This window comes from Halalkalibacter oceani (assembly GCF_023715605.1).
Taxonomy (GTDB): domain Bacteria; phylum Bacillota; class Bacilli; order Bacillales; family Bacillaceae_D; genus Halalkalibacter; species Halalkalibacter oceani.
Genome location: NZ_JAMBOL010000013.1, coordinates 1 through 14,326 on the forward strand (window position 1 = coordinate 1; position 14,326 = coordinate 14,326).

The window sequence follows — 14,326 nt, forward strand, 5'->3', positions numbered from 1 at the left end:
ACGAGTCCTCCTTGGTTACTAATTTAAGGGTCCATTTTTGCTTCGAAGCTTTGGACACCTCGTATAATACCAAGAGGGCTCTTTTTTGTTCAATCCTCAAATTTCTTCATTACAGGAATGCTCCTTTTAATACTTTCACTTCAGTGTATTTACAAACTGATTTTAGGTGCCCGTCTAGGCTCAATTAATGTGAAAAATCGTCGTCAGATAAATTCAGCAGGTTCTCCCCTAAAATATCTGACAAATATTATTGAGTAATCCTGAATAATCCAGTCCCACATATTAAATACTAATTTTCGTATTACCTTTCTTAAAGGAGAAAAAATGATGAACGTTCAAAAATTAACAAGGAGTGTTGTTATGGGTATTTTAAGCGGTAATCCTCAAGATGAACCTTTGCATTATGGAGAAGTATTTACTGTATGGTCAAATGTATTAGGAAATAATGGAATGATTTCTGCGTATCAAGCCTTTTATCACCATGCAGGTGACGAGGATCTAAAGAAATTAATTAAAGAAGGCATTGACGGTTTGCAAACTGAGAATCAGCAACTGCAAGAAATACTTAAAGCAAATGGTGTTGCTCCTCCACCGGCCCAAGCGGATCGCCCTGTCGCCAACTTAGAAGATATTCCAGTCGGGGCAAGATTTATCGATCCTGAAATAGGGGCTGCTCTTTCAAAGGATGCAGCGGCCGGATTAGTCGCCTGCAGTCAGGCAATGGGGCAATCCATCAGGGAAGATATCGCCATGATGTACGGACAATTTCATACAAGTAAAGCACAATTTGCAGCTAAAGCTTTAAAACTCAGCAAAGAAAAAGGCTGGTTAATACCTCCTCCTTTACATCCAAACAAAGGAGAATAGCAGGGGCGCTTTGCCCCTTGAATCCCTTTCTTTTCAGATGAAAGCAAAGAACCGAATAATCGGCTTCGAAAACCGATTTAGGAAAAGTCGGCGTCCCCCCTTTTTCACTCAAATCAAATGACCAACAAATGGTGCGGGCCCTTTTATACTTTACATTCATTTACATCTCTCTTTATCTGCTTTATTGTTAAGAAGAAGAGTGGATAAAGGAGATGTTTGAAATGGACTTATTTGGTTTGTTAACTTTCATCGGGGTTTTTTGTGTGTTTGACGCGATTCGCAGGTTAAATAATAATGTGCTGAACCAGACCGAAGAAATAAGAAAATTACGGGAGGACTTGAGACAGGGGAATAAAAATTAGCCTTTGAAGCCGTTCTACCGTCACTCTTCATTCATATACTGTTGAATAAGAGTGAGGTGAATGAAGTGGATTATTGGCAAAACCTTTGTCAGCAATATGCTCACACCGTGAATGGCAAGCCTAAAATGGAACAGGGCGTTTGTTCAGTGGAAATCGGGCGCCATCTTCATGTCACGATCCAGGGCCGCATAAGCCGGAGTGCGGTTCCGGCCGGGATCACGTTTGAATCACTTGATCATGAAGGCAACGCCCTTAACCTCGGGGAAGTCGCCGTTCTGCAGGAGGAACTACCTTTATTTATTCATATGCTTGTCAAAAACAATCTGGTCGTCAGCGCGATTCATAATCATTGGATTTTCACCGATCCGCCTATTCTGTACGTCCACTTTCAGTCTGTGGAGCCACCACTGTCCTTCGCGCAAAAAACGGCTGAGGCTTTTACAGTATTAAAGCAGTAGAGCTGTCTCAAGAAGCGTCCATCCATGCTTCTTGAGACAGCTTTTTGTCTGCCTATCCTTCCTCCATCCTACACTATATTTAAAAAAATAACTCCTTAGTCATTTTTATACAGTATGATTATACTACTTTAAAACCGCCGAACTGTGAATCATTCCATCGTTAGAAGGATTGGCACGCTTCTTTGTTGAAAGTACAGCATAAGGAAAAAAATGAGTCGAGAACGAAGCAGGTGAAAAAGGAGCGATAAACATGAGCAGGTCTGACTTTTCTCAATTCTGTTTGGCACTAAGCTTGCTGCTCCTGTCAGGATGTGGAGGTGCTCATCATAGCGAGGCAGCTGACTGGGAACGGAGCCAGATTGAAACCGTCAACAGCATAGACGGGGTAACGATGAAGGCGAAGGAAGGAACACTCTCCTCTACTGGTTTGACAGTTACATTTGAAAACAGCACCGATAAACAGATGATCTATGGTGAATACTTTTTGCTTGAGAAGAACATCAATGGAAGCTGGTATGAAGTTCCAGTCTCCATTGGCGACAATTATGGATTTGATGCTATTGGCTATAGGTTAGATTCTACAACTGTCCTCGATTGGCCAGTTGATTGGGAGTGGCTCTATGGCAGCCTCGATTCGGGCCATTACCGTATTATAAAAAATATACTCGATTTCAGACAGCCAGGAGACTATGACAAATACGATTTGGCAGCGGAATTCACCATTGAATAGCGAATCAAACTTGATAGCATACAGAGAAGAAAGGGGAATGACTAGTGTATTACAATAAAAAGCGTTTAGAAGAGCTGCGAAAAGAAGGCGAAGAAAAGTTTGAAGAAATGGAAAGAGAAAGAAAACGAAGAGCGATCGGGCAAAAATATAAAGCAAATGAAATCGAGATAAGATGTGTCCACTGCAAGCATGACAAATTTGAATTAGATGAGACATTACTCAATACAAGAGCCATGACTTTTTTTGATGTAGAGTGGCTTAATGACACAGCAAAAACGTTAATCTGTAAAGAATGCGGCTACATTCACTGGTTCGCGAAAGAGGTCGTGGAAGTGAATGAATGAGTATCGCAAACGGAAAACTCACTCTAACCCTTGCTGATGTGGGCGGGGTTTTTGTGCTTCCAGTGGCCTCCTAATTATCTGCGCTTCTCTTTTAATAGTTCTACCCATTTTCATCATAATCTGCCACTATCATGTTCATCGCCCGATTTACCATAGGAAATAACCCTCTGCTTATATTTTATACTATATTACAGTTCAACCTCATACTCCATCCCCTTCAACTCTGCACCACATATGAACTCATTCGTATACCTTAATTTGACTTCCACCCTCAACTGTGGTAATCTTAATCAAATCCTTTAATGAATTTGTAGTCCTCTCGTCAGTGGTCGCCACTTCTTTTCCACACCAAGAACTCACCTTCATTTTCAGCAGCTTCACAAAGCATTTTCCTTTCGTTATCCTGCTAAGGTAGTAAACATCTGGATTATCTTTTTTCAAACTTACCTGCCGGATTCATTAAGTCAGTAAGAGGGCAGGGTCGATTTCTTAATTGAATCGATGGAATATTTAACCTTATCCGCCAAATTTTAAGCTCACCAAAAGGAGGGATTTAATGGGATTATCTCTAACTCTGATTTCATCCGGTCTTATCATCGGATACATCAACTATGAATACACCGGCGCTTTAATCGGTTTGTTCGCAGCACTGCTGATCGGCATGTTATTTAACACAAGAAAATCCACAACGTAAGCTACAATTGCCACGTGGCTCAAAAGACAAAAGAAATAGACTTTCCTAAGCTTTCGACTTAAGAGGGGTCTATTTCATTTCGGTTCACTACACTCATTCCTTTTTCGCGCATCAAAATATGCCATCAGCGAGAAATCGCTTGAATTCTCCAGTTTGCTCTCTCAAGCTACCTTTAAGCCAATTTTGAACAGCAAAATAATTTCGATTCGTTCTCAAACGAGTACTAACGGAGAAACTCTATTTGCTAGAAGCAAGTAAATGATTGAATTTGTCGTAAGCTTATACCGAAATACACCCATCTAAATCCATTCCAACGCCACCCGGCAATAGAGTTTCGACCGACAAAGATTGGATAAAACCAAAATTGCTGAAAGCCTCTTAACCATACGTACGTAAACCGGAATAAACATCTTCTAATGCCCCCCGGATCAACTGCGAAAGCTTCTATTTGTTGTGTCTGTGCAGGAACGGTTGATGGCGGTGGCGTTTGTGGTGGTCCACCTGCTTGGCCTTGACTCGGCGGTCCAAACGGAGGTTGGAGACCAGGCAGTCCTGGTGGCAATCCTATTGGAAGAAACCATTGGCCAAATTGTCTTTCATCAACATCTCCGCTGTAAGTCATGTTCTCTTGAAATGGACTTGAAGAAAAAGAAGCATCCTGACCATAAGGAGCTTGATAATACAGATTTCCATGACTTGGATACAAAGCTGCACTTCCTCTCTACTTTAAGGTTACCTCATAGTATTCTTTAGTCATTTACCTAGCAGCTTGTATTTTCAGAAATGTGTATTTGCCTAACTAAGGATTTCTTCGTCATACACACAGCCCATCCCAATTGTCAGTATGATTGTTGTTAAACTCGCCTTAAAAACAAAGCAAAAAACCCTTGAATATCGAAGCTGCTGAAAAAGTGGAAATCGTCCTTTTTCAGTGGCCTCTAACTATCATATTAAAAACCAAGCCTTGCTTAGCTGTTCAAACTCATACTAACACGAATTAGAGCTTAAGTACTCGAGGACACTATTAACTCGTTCCTTCACTGAATAATCCCCTTCAATTCTTAAAACTGGACAAGGCAAGTTTGCCATCCAACTTTCATGCAACGTCTTACTTCTAACTTCCATTCCAGCACTGTCATATAAAGCAGCCCACTCTAAAAATGCCTTATATTGTTCATGTTTGCTGCCACCAGCTACTATTTCATTCCCATAACGCTGAAATTCTCTCTGTTTTAGCCTTTCGAGTCTTATATCTTGCGGAATCCATAAGAAGACAACAAGGTCAAAATCACTTCTAAAATGATCTCCCCAGCCGCATAATGCACCAGAAAGAATCCAATTTTCATTTTGCGATAAATCCTTTTCAAGCATCCTTCTTCTATCAGGAATGTCCCTTTTTTTAGTGAATTTAGTTGCCCAATAGTAATCATCGGTATCAAAATAAGCATGAGGCAAAACCTCTGCTAATGCAGAACCCAGTGTTGAAGTACCTGCCCCTGAAGCTCCCATAATGTGAATGTTATTTTTCATAGTTCCTCCTCACTTCCCTTTTCCACTCTTCTGCATCGTTTGTGTAAGTATATCAACCTTCAGATAAACAGAACAAGTCAACTCACTTTAGGTTTAGTGAAGATGAAACTTTCTTATCCGTCATTGGTTAGACTTGTTTTCAAAATACAAATGCCGTCCCCTTCAAATGTAATCATCTATTTAGAATCCACCATTGCTTTTTTAAAAGCTATCTGCTATATTAAAACAAATAATCAAACACTTAATCATTTGATCTAGGGGTGATGGGTTGAAGGAGCGAAGCCAAAGCGTATTGTTAGAAAAGAAGCAAGCTCTGCTAGATGAAATTCGTAAGTCCACAGATATTTTCAAAGCGCTTGCGGATCCCGTAAGACAGGATATTTTAATGATGTTTATGATAGCTAAACGAATGAACGTTGCACAAGTTGTGGAGCAATCTCATTTGTCCAGGCCGGCCATATCTCATCATTTAAAAATACTTAAACAAGCAGGCATCTTAGACTCTGTGAAGGAGAAGACGGAGGTTTATTACAGCTTAACGCTTGAGAACTCAGTGATAGACCAGCTTAAAGCAATCATTCATGCAGCCGAAAGCCTATCGGATGACCCTGCTAAAGCGTTTGAAGAACATCCATGACTTTCTCTCCAAAATGAAGAAAGTCTTTTTTTGAAATAAACGTTCAAATGTTTAATCATTTAAAATAATTGTTGGAGGTAATGCAAATGAATTATTCAAAGAAGACGGCCTTGGTAACAGGTGCATCATCCGGAATAGGGGAGGTTTTCGCAAACGAACTCGCTAAAAAAGGATGTAACTTACTATTGGTCGCCCGGTCAGAGGATAAACTTAAACAACTCGCACATAACCTTCAGGACACGTATTTGATCAATGCAATTCCTCTTTCAGTTGACCTTTCGTCAATTACCGCTGCACAGAAATTAGGTCAGGAAGTTGAAAATTTAGGAATAACAATCGACATTCTTATTAACAATGCGGGGTTTGGAACGATGGGTGTTTTCAATCAAATCTTGTCCACTCGTATTCATCAAGAAATTCAGCTAAATGTTCTATCCTTAACTGAATTAACTCATCATTTTATTGGCTCCATGATTGAAAGAAAGGAAGGGATAATTATCAATGTCGCTTCAATGACAGCATTTCAACCGACACCGTATATGGCGGTATATGGTGCGACGAAAGCTTATGTCCTCTCCTTCACGGAAGCATTATGGGCTGAATACAGAGATAGCGGCATTCAAATCGTTGCATTATGCCCCGGAGAAACGAAGAGTTCATTTCATGCAGTATCCGGTACAGATAGCTTGAAAAGTAAGCGCATGGAACCGATAGATGTCGTAAACGCAGCATTTAAGGCTGTAGAAAAGGGTCGTAGCCATACAATCGTTGGGCGAAATAATTTTATTATGGCTCAATTGCCACGTTTCCTGCCCCGGAGCACGGTCGTGAAATTCGCTAAAGCTGTATTTCAATCAGCTTTGACCAAAAAGTAGCATCTCTAAAGAGGACGATAACGAAATACCAAACTCAACAAGTCGTTAATCGTTAGCGCAGGAAAACCAACTGCTCATATTGTCGGTTTTACGTCCTTTTAGCAACAGTAATTTGTTAAGATCTCTCCTGTAGCCTTTCTCTCAAGTTAATTGACCAGAAACACATTCTTGACCAATTCTTGACCACCGAGGGTGAAATCGACTAATTTTTCCCATCTGATAATTCCAGACAAAACAAAAAACCCTTGAATACCAAGGGTTTTGCGGGATGACCTGTACTGGGCTCGAACCAGTGACCTCCACCCTGTCAAGGTGGCGCTCTCCCAACTGAGCTAACAGATCGCATATGTAATTTGCTTTTGAGGGTGTCTGCCCTGCGACATTTATAAATATACAGCAAATTCTTCAGGTTGTCAACATTATTTTTTTGTATAGGAGGGACTGGCGGTCAACGGGGCTTCGGATCGGCCAGTCCTGATAGTTCGATATGTGGATTGATCGCCGTAACGGCTTTGATAAATTCGTCTTGCTGCTGGGGCGAGATTTCGACGAGAGAGTAGCCTGCGCCGTAATGAATGATGATTCGTTTCAGGGAGAGCCCTAAAGAAAAGGTTGTAACAAGCGAGCTAGTTGCTTCTATTCGTCTAATCTCAGCGATCTGGATGCGTTTGCGAAAAGGGCCGCAGCGAATCCGGATTTCGTCGTGCTTGAGCGTGTAGTCTGTTTGAAACCAGCACCAGAGCAGCAGGGTGCAAATCGGTGCGAGAATGAAAAAGCTAATTAGTTCCCTTGTGAAAAACGGGATGATCATCAAGCTGGCGGTCAGCCAAATGGTAACGGTTGTGACGGTGTCTCGTCTCGACTTAAAGTTCATTTGTGCACCTGCCGGCAAGATTAATCGTTAAACAGCGAGGTCAGGAAATTTGACGGGAGATGGATTTTTTCGTTTTTGTTGATCATTTTTTCAATTTCATCGGCGTCGTCCTGATCTTTCAGCTCCCCGACTTCCTTATGCAAATCCTCCATTTTTTTATCAAGAACCGCAGCGAGGTCGGCGGCATTTTTCAGTTCCAGGAGGAGGCGCTCTGGGATTTCTTTGTTGTATTTGTAATAGATTTTGTGTTCCAGGCTCGCCCAGAAATCCATAGCGATCGTCCGAATTTGGACTTCAACACATACACTGCTTTGGCGGTCGGACATGTAGACCGGGACCTCGATGATCAAATGGAGGCTGCGGTAGCCGTTTGGCTTCGGGTCGCGCAAATAGTCCTTCACCTCAAGGACTTTGATGTCTCCCTGCTTCTGGATCATGTCGCTCAGCTGATAAATATCTGTCAGAAACGAGCATGTGATTCGGATGCCGGCAACATCTTTAATGTTGTCCTTAATACTTTCCAGAGTGATGGGATAGTTTTTGCGGTGAAGCTTTTTTAAAATACTTTCTGGTGATTTTAAACGCGAGCTGATATGTTCAATCGGATTATAATCATGAATCAGCTGAAATTCTTCTTGTAAAATTTTAATTTTCGTATTCATTTCGTCTAAAGCAAACTTATACGTCATCATAAAACGAGTGGCTTCAGTACGATAGGCTTTTAATCGTTTTAAATCAATTGTTGTGGCGGGATTCACGTTATTCCTCTCCAGTTCAATATGATAGTAGAACTCACTTCTTATTGTGAGCGATTGCGTAGAGAAAGTCAATTTCTAAAAAGGAAGGTTTGATGACCGAAACGCAGCACCGTTCTACTACTACCCGGTTTCTCCCACTGCAAAACACGGCCGACCTTCTGGCGGTATTTGCATTACTATTAGAAAATACAAAAAAGCCTTTCTTCCAAAAAGGAAAAAGGCTTTATAATATGTACATTTGGCACGCCTAGTAGGACTCGAACCTACAACGCGAGAACCGGAATCTCGTGTGATATCCCTTTCACCATAGGCGCACAATAGCTAAGCAACATCTTCTATTATAAAGTAAGAAAGAGCAGATGTCAACATCTTGCTGCTTTCTTACTAGAATTACGATTGATTGACGGGAGCATCTTCTTCAAACATTTTATTGAAGCGTTCGTTAATATTCTCTTCCGTATAGCCGGCTTCAGCCAGGCGGCCGCCAAAGTTCTTCGCCCATAGCTCTAAACGCTGCGCCATTTTCGCATATTTCTTCGCTTCTGCGCCTTTGCCCTGCTTTGCGCGACCTTCCGCATTTGACATGACGTTTTCGACGACAAATAAATGCTTCCATACGTCTTCCTCATCAAATGTTTCATGGTTTTGGCCAAGCTCATCAAGCACGCGCTTGTAATAATCGCTGAATTCCTTAAACGAAATCTCTTCCTCCATGTTTAAATAAACCTGGATTTGATCATATAGTGATAGCATGCGTCTACACTCCTTTTTCAAACTCTGGGCTATTATAGCATACTTCGATAGTAAGAGTGAATATGCAAAGTGAAATGCAGACATTTGAAATAAGAAACGCCGCTAGCGGCGTTTCTTATGAGCGTCTTTCCTCGATTATCCTTAAAAAAGCCGGGAGCGAAACATATCGCCCCCGGCTTTGAACGTTTTATCCGCAATACTCGTCGAATGCTTTTTCGAGCTTTTGAACGACCTGGATCGGTTCATGGCCTTCAATTTCGTACCGTTCCACCATCGTTTTGATTTCGCCGTCCTTAATTAGCGCAAATGATGGCGATGATGGCGCATAGCCTTTGAAATATTCGCGCGCTCTTGCTGTCGCGTCTTTATCCTGCCCGGCGAAAACCGTCACGAAACGGTCAGGCTTTGTTTCATAATTTTGCATATAAGCTGCAGCCGGACGGGCAATACCGCCGGCACAGCCACAAACTGAGTTGACCATGACAAGCGTTGTCCCTTTTTGTTGAAGCACTTCATCGACTTCCTCTGGAGTCGTGAGCTGCTCATAGCCGGCAGCGTCCATTTCCTGACGCGCGACTTTTACGACATCATTCATTAAAAAGTTAAATTCCATCCTTCTTCACCTCACTACTCTTTGCTCCTATTGTAACCCGTTTCACGGAGAAAACCAATTCTTTTGCATTGAGCATGACTATCATTGAGGCGATCACCCATTTAAAAGACTGTCTTTTTATCCCGTTCTTCTTTTAAAATTTCCACCGCTTCACGGAAACGCTGGGAATGGACTACTTCCCGTTCACGTAAAAATTTCAACCCATCATTTAAGTCCGGATCATCGGATAGATTGATAATCCATTGATACGTGGCGCGCGCTTTCTCTTCTGCGGCAATATCTTCATATAAATCAGCAATCGGATCGCCCTTCGCCTGAATATAGGACGCCGTCCACGGCACTCCGCTCGCGTTATGGTAAAAGAGGGCTTCCCCATGATTCACATAATGATCTCCAAGCCCGGCCGCCTTCAGCTGCTCCGGTGTGGCATCCTTTGTCAGCTTATAGACCATCGTCGCAATCATTTCAAGATGGGCAAACTCCTCTGTACCGATGTCGGTCAGCAAGCCAATGACTTTATCAGGAATCGTGTAACGTTGGTTCAAATAGCGAAGCGCCGCCGCAAGCTCACCATCCGCCCCGCCGTATTGCTCAATTAAAAATTTGGCAAGCATCGGATTACATGTGCTCACTTTCACTGGATATTGCAGCTTTTTTTCATAAATCCACATAATGGTCCCCCTTTTTTTATAACTGCCACGGCCACGGCGCGTCAATCCAGTTCCACGGGTAGCCGCTATAGCTGTTGCCAAATTGCTGCAATGGGCCTAAGTACTGCTCAACCTGGTATTTCACATGGTGCCGGTATTCGGCCATCTCGTTGAATTGCTGGATTGCGGCCTGATCATTCGGGTGGGTGTCAAGGTACAATGTCAGCTCAACGAGGACAAAATCGACAGCCTGAAGCTCCTCCATCAATGGATAAAATTCTTCCGGAAGCTGTTTCTGTGCCATTCTTCTCACTCCCTTCCTTGCTCATAAGGATTGTCATAAGGAGAATAAAGCGCCGGCCATAGCGTTCCATAGCGTAACGCTTCCTGTGGAGAAAACTGTGGAAGGCCATATGGCTGAAAGCCTAAATACAATTGCGGCGGTGTCTCATACGACTTCACTAAAATCGGCGGGCACGGATCAAATGGACTGACATAAGGGTGGTAATACTTTCGTTGCGAAAACTCCTTCACGTTAAACACCTCCAGTTATGTGAAGCTGCTGAAAAAGGACGATTTTCACTTTTTTCAGCAGCTTTTTCGTAATGAGCGTAGCCGTTGCCTGATTTTGAAAGCCTTGCTACGAGTGAGTTTGTCGAAGCAAGGCGCGCAACGCGCGGAGCCATTACTCTTCTTCGAGTTACGAAAAAGGAAGGTTTTCAGTGGCCTCAGTTATGTCGCGCACTATTTAACCATATTCATCCAACTGTTTTTTTAGAATGACCAAGATCGTAAAAGTGGATTTTTTTTTTTTGCAGCGGCAGACGCCGCCTCCTTACTTGTGCTCCCTTTCTATCCATAAAAAAAGCCGCTGCAGCAGGGAAATACCCGATGCAACGACCTCTTTGCGATTTATCTTACTGTAGAGCGGTGCGCAATGACTCAATATTTTGTCTCATTAGACTGAAATAGTCTTCCTCCTGCTGCACATCCTCTTCGACAAGTGCTTCAAGGTTGTGAAGGTAAAGCGGCTCGGCACCAACTTCATTTGTGACTACTTCGGCCACCTTGGTGGAAATGTTTTGCTCAAACATGACATGCTGCAGATTGTTTTCCTTCGCGAACTCAATGATCCGTTGCAATTCGCGTTGCGACGGCTCACTCGTTGGTGAAATACCCGAGATGCCAACTTGCGTCAAGCCATAACGGCGCTCCCAATAGCCGTAGCCGGCGTGCGAAACAAGAAATGTATCTTTTTCGGCTTGCTCAACCATCGCCGTAAATTCAGCATCCAATGCTTCGAGCTCGGCCTTCAGCTCTGCAAAATTGCTTGAAAATGTCTCTTCCTGCTCTGGCATCAGTTCGATCAGGGCATTCTTAATTTCTTCGGCCATTGAGATCGAAAGAATTGGATCAAGCCATACGTGCGGATCCTGATCATGAGAATGACCGTGAGCATCTTCTCCTTCATGAGCATGCTCTTCCTCGTGCGCGTGAGCATCTTCTCCTTCATGAGCATGCTCTTCCTCGTGCGCATGGGACTCGCCTTCCTCATGAGCGTGCCCTTCTTCACTTGGTTCAGTATCGCTCGTATCGATTAGGTCTATATTTTTTGCCGCTTCCACAATGGCGACGGTTTCGCCGTTTATCGTGTCAATCAGAGCTGCAGCAAAGCCCTCCAGTCCCGCTCCATTATAAATGAAAGCATCTCCTTCTGCGACGCTGATCATATCCCTTGCCGTCGGCTCAAATGTATGGGCGTCCGCCCCAACCGGGACAAGATTCGTGACATGAACATACTCTCCCCCGATTTTATTAGCGAAATCCTCAAGCGGAAATATAGTCGTGTAAATCTCAAGAGCCTCCGTAGCGCCGTCTGTCTCTTCCTCTCCTTGTTCCTGATCGCCCGCCTCGTTTTCATTGTTGCTGCAAGCTACAATTAGAAAGAAAAGCGCGCTTAGCAGAACAAACCGATATCCATTCTTTTTCATGGTCTTCCCCTTTCGTAACCATTACGCTTTATCACAAGTAAGAAGTATATCGGAATTCTTCTGATCTGTAAACCGGCAGCTCTTGCTTCATTTTATTCCATCTCGACCGAATAATGACCTCTCTAGCAGCTCCACGACATCTAGTGTCTCTACGGTTTCTTCCACCTCTTTCGCCTTCGTGCCGTCGGCCAGCATCGTTAAGCAATACGGACAGCCACTGCTAATAATACTAGGGTCCACGGCGAGAGCCTGCTCCGTCCTGGCGACATTGATCCGGCTTCCTGTTTCTTCTTCGATCCACATCATTCCGCCGCCGGCTCCGCAGCACATCGCATTCTCCCGATTGCGGCTCATTTCGACCAGTTCAAGCCCGGGAATTGCTTGTAAAATCTCACGCGGCGGGCTGTAAACATCGTTGTATCTCCCTAAATAGCAGGAATCGTGATAGACGACGGTTTCTTTTACTTCATAGGTTGGCGCAAGTCTCCCATCACGAATCAGTTCCGCTAACAGCTCTGTATGATGAAATACTTCCACGCCATTCAGACCAAAATCAGGATATTCATGAGTAAATGTATGGTACGCGTGCGGATCAATCGTCACGATTTTTTTCACTTGATAAGCGTTAAATCGTTCAATTGTTGCTGCCGCTAGCTCCTGGAACAAAAATTCATTCCCGAGACGGCGCGGTGTATCGCCGGAATTTTTCTCTTCGTTTCCGAGAATCGCAAACGTCACCCCGCTTTTATGCAGCACACGGGCAAACGACTGGGCGATTTTTTGGCTCCGTTTATCGAATGATCCCATTGAGCCGACGTAAAATAAATACTCAACCTCGAGCCCTTGCTGTTGGCATTCTTTCATCGTCGGGATTTGCAGCTCTTCCACGTCAAGCCGCCACTTTTCCCGTTCCTTCCGATTCAATCCCCACGGATTTCCCTGGCGCTCAATATTCGTCATCGCCCGTTGCGCTTCCGCAGGTAATTGGCCTTCTGTCAGTACCAAATAGCGTCGCAGATCGATGATTTTATCAACATGCTCATTCATAACCGGACACTGATCTTCACAGTTACGACAGGTCGTACATGCCCAAATTTCCTCCTCCGTTACAACGTTTCCGATAATCTGGTCGTCATAAGCGACGGCAACTTCCTCTTGTCCGGCCGCCTGCCGCGCGAGTTGATTGGCTGTAGTCCCAGAAAAGGCATAGCTGGGCAGCCAGGGGGAACGCGAGGTGAGGGCCGCTCCTTTTTCCGTTAAATGATCGCGCATATTGACGATTAAATCCATTGGGGAAAGCAGCTTCCCTGTCCCGGTTGCCGGACACATCGACGTACAGCGGCCGCATTCGACACAGGCGTACAAATCGAGCAGTTGTTTCTGATTAAAGTCCTCGATGTTGTTGACACCAAACGTTTCCTGTGTCTCGTCCGCAAAATCAATCGGAACGAGCTGGCCAACTTGATGGGTTTGCCCGAGAAAGACGTTTAACGGTGCGGCGAGCAGGTGGGCATGCTTCGACTGCGGAATATAGACTAAAAAGACGAGTAAAAATAATAAATGCAACCACCAGAAAAAATAAAAGCCGGCCCCGGCAGCGGCATGTGGCAATTGGGCGGCGACAGAAGCGATCGCGGAAGCCAGCGGTTCAAAGCCTGACAACGGCTTATCGAGCCACACTTTTTCCATTCCTTTGGCGCCGAGCTTCGATAACATCAAACCAGCTATAAACAATAGTACAAGCCCTGATTTCCAGCCTCGCTTCAACCGCGCTAGCTTTTCGATATATCGACGGTGAAAAGCCCAAAGCACGGCAAGTAAAATGAGGAAAACGATCACTTCTTGGATGAACGTGAAATAAGGATAAAAGCTTCCCAGCGGCAAATGAGCATTCGGCTTCAATCCTTTCATGATAACATCGAGCGCACTGAACTGAACGAGCAGAAATCCGTAAAAAAAGACGAGATGAATCAACCCGCTTTTTCGATCCTTTAACAGCTTTTTTTGTCCAAAGACATTGACGATCACCGCCCGAATCCGCTCTTTCATTGTCTGTTGGAAGTCAGGCTTTTTACCGAGCTTGACAAATTGGTACCGTGTTTTGACAAGCGAGGCAAATAAAAAAAGAGCATAGCCCGTTATCATAACAAACAAGATTCTCGTGATAACTAGAAAAACGTCCACCTTTCC

19 protein-coding genes and 2 tRNA genes are annotated in these 14,326 nt (G+C 43.8%); 9 read left to right on the forward strand and 12 right to left on the reverse strand.

All coding sequences use genetic code 11. From position 1 onward, the window contains the following. The first annotated feature begins 360 nt into the window (after positions 1 to 360). The 7 genes from M3202_RS13930 to M3202_RS22710 all read left to right on the forward strand — a co-directional run bounded on the left by M3202_RS13930 (position 361) and on the right by M3202_RS22710 (position 4,208). On the forward strand, positions 361 to 867 hold the full coding sequence (locus tag M3202_RS13930) for a DUF3231 family protein (RefSeq protein ID WP_251224056.1): 507 nt from the start codon (positions 361 to 363) through the stop codon (positions 865 to 867). A 221-nt stretch (positions 868 to 1,088) separates the two neighbouring features. Continuing rightward, the gene (locus M3202_RS13935; RefSeq protein ID WP_251223945.1) at positions 1,089 to 1,229 is read left to right on the forward strand and encodes a hypothetical protein; all 141 of its coding nucleotides are present in this window, start codon (positions 1,089 to 1,091) and stop codon (positions 1,227 to 1,229) included. 56 nt (positions 1,230 to 1,285) lie between these two features. Beyond that, positions 1,286 to 1,687, forward strand: a complete 402-nt coding sequence (locus tag M3202_RS13940; RefSeq protein ID WP_251223946.1) for a DUF1259 domain-containing protein — start codon at positions 1,286 to 1,288, stop codon at positions 1,685 to 1,687. A 250-nt stretch (positions 1,688 to 1,937) separates the two neighbouring features. Next, on the forward strand, positions 1,938 to 2,417 hold the full coding sequence (locus tag M3202_RS13945) for an immunoglobulin-like domain-containing protein (RefSeq protein WP_251223947.1): 480 nt from the start codon (positions 1,938 to 1,940) through the stop codon (positions 2,415 to 2,417). A gap of 44 nt (positions 2,418 to 2,461) precedes the next feature. After that, positions 2,462 to 2,761, forward strand: coding sequence for a hypothetical protein (locus M3202_RS13950; protein ID WP_251223948.1), 300 nt, complete (start codon positions 2,462 to 2,464; stop codon positions 2,759 to 2,761). 556 nt (positions 2,762 to 3,317) lie between these two features. Then, positions 3,318 to 3,455: a hypothetical protein gene (locus tag M3202_RS13955; protein ID WP_251223949.1), complete on the forward strand. Its 138-nt coding sequence runs from the start codon at positions 3,318 to 3,320 to the stop codon at positions 3,453 to 3,455. A 474-nt stretch (positions 3,456 to 3,929) separates the two neighbouring features. Beyond that, complete coding sequence (locus tag M3202_RS22710; RefSeq protein ID WP_432805975.1) at positions 3,930 to 4,208, forward strand: hypothetical protein; 279 nt, start codon at positions 3,930 to 3,932, stop codon at positions 4,206 to 4,208. Positions 4,209 to 4,442: 234 nt separating this feature from the next. Here the strand turns inward: M3202_RS22710 and M3202_RS13965 are convergent, their stop codons facing one another. Then, positions 4,443 to 4,985, reverse strand: coding sequence for an ATP-binding protein (locus M3202_RS13965; protein ID WP_251223951.1), 543 nt, complete (start codon positions 4,983 to 4,985; stop codon positions 4,443 to 4,445). A 268-nt stretch (positions 4,986 to 5,253) separates the two neighbouring features. Between M3202_RS13965 and M3202_RS13970 the strand changes: the two genes are divergently transcribed. Together M3202_RS13970 and M3202_RS13975 are read left to right on the forward strand one after the other, a co-directional pair. After that, on the forward strand, positions 5,254 to 5,622 hold the full coding sequence (locus M3202_RS13970; protein ID WP_251223952.1) for an ArsR/SmtB family transcription factor: 369 nt from the start codon (positions 5,254 to 5,256) through the stop codon (positions 5,620 to 5,622). An 86-nt stretch (positions 5,623 to 5,708) separates the two neighbouring features. Further along, on the forward strand, positions 5,709 to 6,497 hold the full coding sequence (locus M3202_RS13975) for an SDR family NAD(P)-dependent oxidoreductase (protein WP_349775621.1): 789 nt from the start codon (positions 5,709 to 5,711) through the stop codon (positions 6,495 to 6,497). Between the two features lie 269 nt (positions 6,498 to 6,766). On the opposite strand, the gene M3202_RS13980 is transcribed toward M3202_RS13975, so the two are convergent. The 11 genes from M3202_RS13980 to M3202_RS14030 all read right to left on the reverse strand — a co-directional run bounded on the left by M3202_RS13980 (position 6,767) and on the right by M3202_RS14030 (position 14,320). Next, positions 6,767 to 6,839, reverse strand: a tRNA-Val gene (locus M3202_RS13980). Positions 6,840 to 6,945: 106 nt separating this feature from the next. Beyond that, complete coding sequence (locus M3202_RS13985) at positions 6,946 to 7,371, reverse strand: PH domain-containing protein (RefSeq protein ID WP_251223954.1); 426 nt, start codon at positions 7,369 to 7,371, stop codon at positions 6,946 to 6,948. A 20-nt stretch (positions 7,372 to 7,391) separates the two neighbouring features. Further along, on the reverse strand, positions 7,392 to 8,063 hold the full coding sequence (locus tag M3202_RS13990; protein ID WP_251224057.1) for a GTP pyrophosphokinase: 672 nt from the start codon (positions 8,061 to 8,063) through the stop codon (positions 7,392 to 7,394). 305 nt (positions 8,064 to 8,368) lie between these two features. Next, a tRNA-Arg gene (locus M3202_RS13995) sits at positions 8,369 to 8,443 on the reverse strand. Between the two features lie 76 nt (positions 8,444 to 8,519). Then, positions 8,520 to 8,882 (reverse strand): hypothetical protein, encoded by a 363-nt coding sequence (locus M3202_RS14000; protein WP_251223955.1) that lies wholly within the window; start codon positions 8,880 to 8,882, stop codon positions 8,520 to 8,522. A gap of 187 nt (positions 8,883 to 9,069) precedes the next feature. Beyond that, entirely contained in the window at positions 9,070 to 9,495 is a 426-nt protein-coding gene (locus M3202_RS14005; protein ID WP_251223956.1) for a BrxA/BrxB family bacilliredoxin, read from the reverse strand. A 101-nt stretch (positions 9,496 to 9,596) separates the two neighbouring features. Next, complete coding sequence (gene cotJC / locus M3202_RS14010) at positions 9,597 to 10,166, reverse strand: spore coat protein CotJC (RefSeq protein ID WP_251191901.1); 570 nt, start codon at positions 10,164 to 10,166, stop codon at positions 9,597 to 9,599. A 16-nt stretch (positions 10,167 to 10,182) separates the two neighbouring features. Further along, positions 10,183 to 10,449 (reverse strand): spore coat protein CotJB, encoded by a 267-nt coding sequence (locus M3202_RS14015; RefSeq protein ID WP_251223957.1) that lies wholly within the window; start codon positions 10,447 to 10,449, stop codon positions 10,183 to 10,185. Positions 10,450 to 10,454: 5 nt separating this feature from the next. After that, positions 10,455 to 10,679 (reverse strand): spore coat associated protein CotJA, encoded by a 225-nt coding sequence (locus M3202_RS14020; protein WP_349774157.1) that lies wholly within the window; start codon positions 10,677 to 10,679, stop codon positions 10,455 to 10,457. A gap of 383 nt (positions 10,680 to 11,062) precedes the next feature. Continuing rightward, positions 11,063 to 12,136 (reverse strand): metal ABC transporter solute-binding protein, Zn/Mn family, encoded by a 1,074-nt coding sequence (locus M3202_RS14025; RefSeq protein ID WP_251223959.1) that lies wholly within the window; start codon positions 12,134 to 12,136, stop codon positions 11,063 to 11,065. An 87-nt stretch (positions 12,137 to 12,223) separates the two neighbouring features. Beyond that, entirely contained in the window at positions 12,224 to 14,320 is a 2,097-nt protein-coding gene (locus M3202_RS14030; protein WP_432805976.1) for a (Fe-S)-binding protein, read from the reverse strand. Positions 14,321 to 14,326: the final 6 nt, after the last annotated feature.

Coding starts and splice junctions, on each gene's coding strand:
- M3202_RS13930 (WP_251224056.1), top strand. CDS start 361: ATGGGTATTTTAAGCGGTAATCCTCAAGATGAACCTTTGCATTATGGA.
- M3202_RS13935 (WP_251223945.1), top strand. CDS start 1,089: ATGGACTTATTTGGTTTGTTAACTTTCATCGGGGTTTTTTGTGTGTTT.
- M3202_RS13945 (WP_251223947.1), top strand. CDS start 1,938: ATGAGCAGGTCTGACTTTTCTCAATTCTGTTTGGCACTAAGCTTGCTG.
- M3202_RS13955 (WP_251223949.1), top strand. CDS start 3,318: ATGGGATTATCTCTAACTCTGATTTCATCCGGTCTTATCATCGGATAC.
- M3202_RS22710 (WP_432805975.1), top strand. CDS start 3,930: ATGGCGGTGGCGTTTGTGGTGGTCCACCTGCTTGGCCTTGACTCGGCG.
- M3202_RS13965 (WP_251223951.1), bottom strand. CDS start 4,985: ATGAAAAATAACATTCACATTATGGGAGCTTCAGGGGCAGGTACTTCA.
- M3202_RS13975 (WP_349775621.1), top strand. CDS start 5,709: ATGAATTATTCAAAGAAGACGGCCTTGGTAACAGGTGCATCATCCGGA.
- M3202_RS13985 (WP_251223954.1), bottom strand. CDS start 7,371: ATGAACTTTAAGTCGAGACGAGACACCGTCACAACCGTTACCATTTGG.
- M3202_RS13990 (WP_251224057.1), bottom strand. CDS start 8,063: ATGATGACGTATAAGTTTGCTTTAGACGAAATGAATACGAAAATTAAA.
- M3202_RS14000 (WP_251223955.1), bottom strand. CDS start 8,882: ATGCTATCACTATATGATCAAATCCAGGTTTATTTAAACATGGAGGAA.
- M3202_RS14005 (WP_251223956.1), bottom strand. CDS start 9,495: ATGGAATTTAACTTTTTAATGAATGATGTCGTAAAAGTCGCGCGTCAG.
- cotJC (WP_251191901.1), bottom strand. CDS start 10,166: ATGTGGATTTATGAAAAAAAGCTGCAATATCCAGTGAAAGTGAGCACA.
- M3202_RS14015 (WP_251223957.1), bottom strand. CDS start 10,449: ATGGCACAGAAACAGCTTCCGGAAGAATTTTATCCATTGATGGAGGAG.
- M3202_RS14025 (WP_251223959.1), bottom strand. CDS start 12,136: ATGAAAAAGAATGGATATCGGTTTGTTCTGCTAAGCGCGCTTTTCTTT.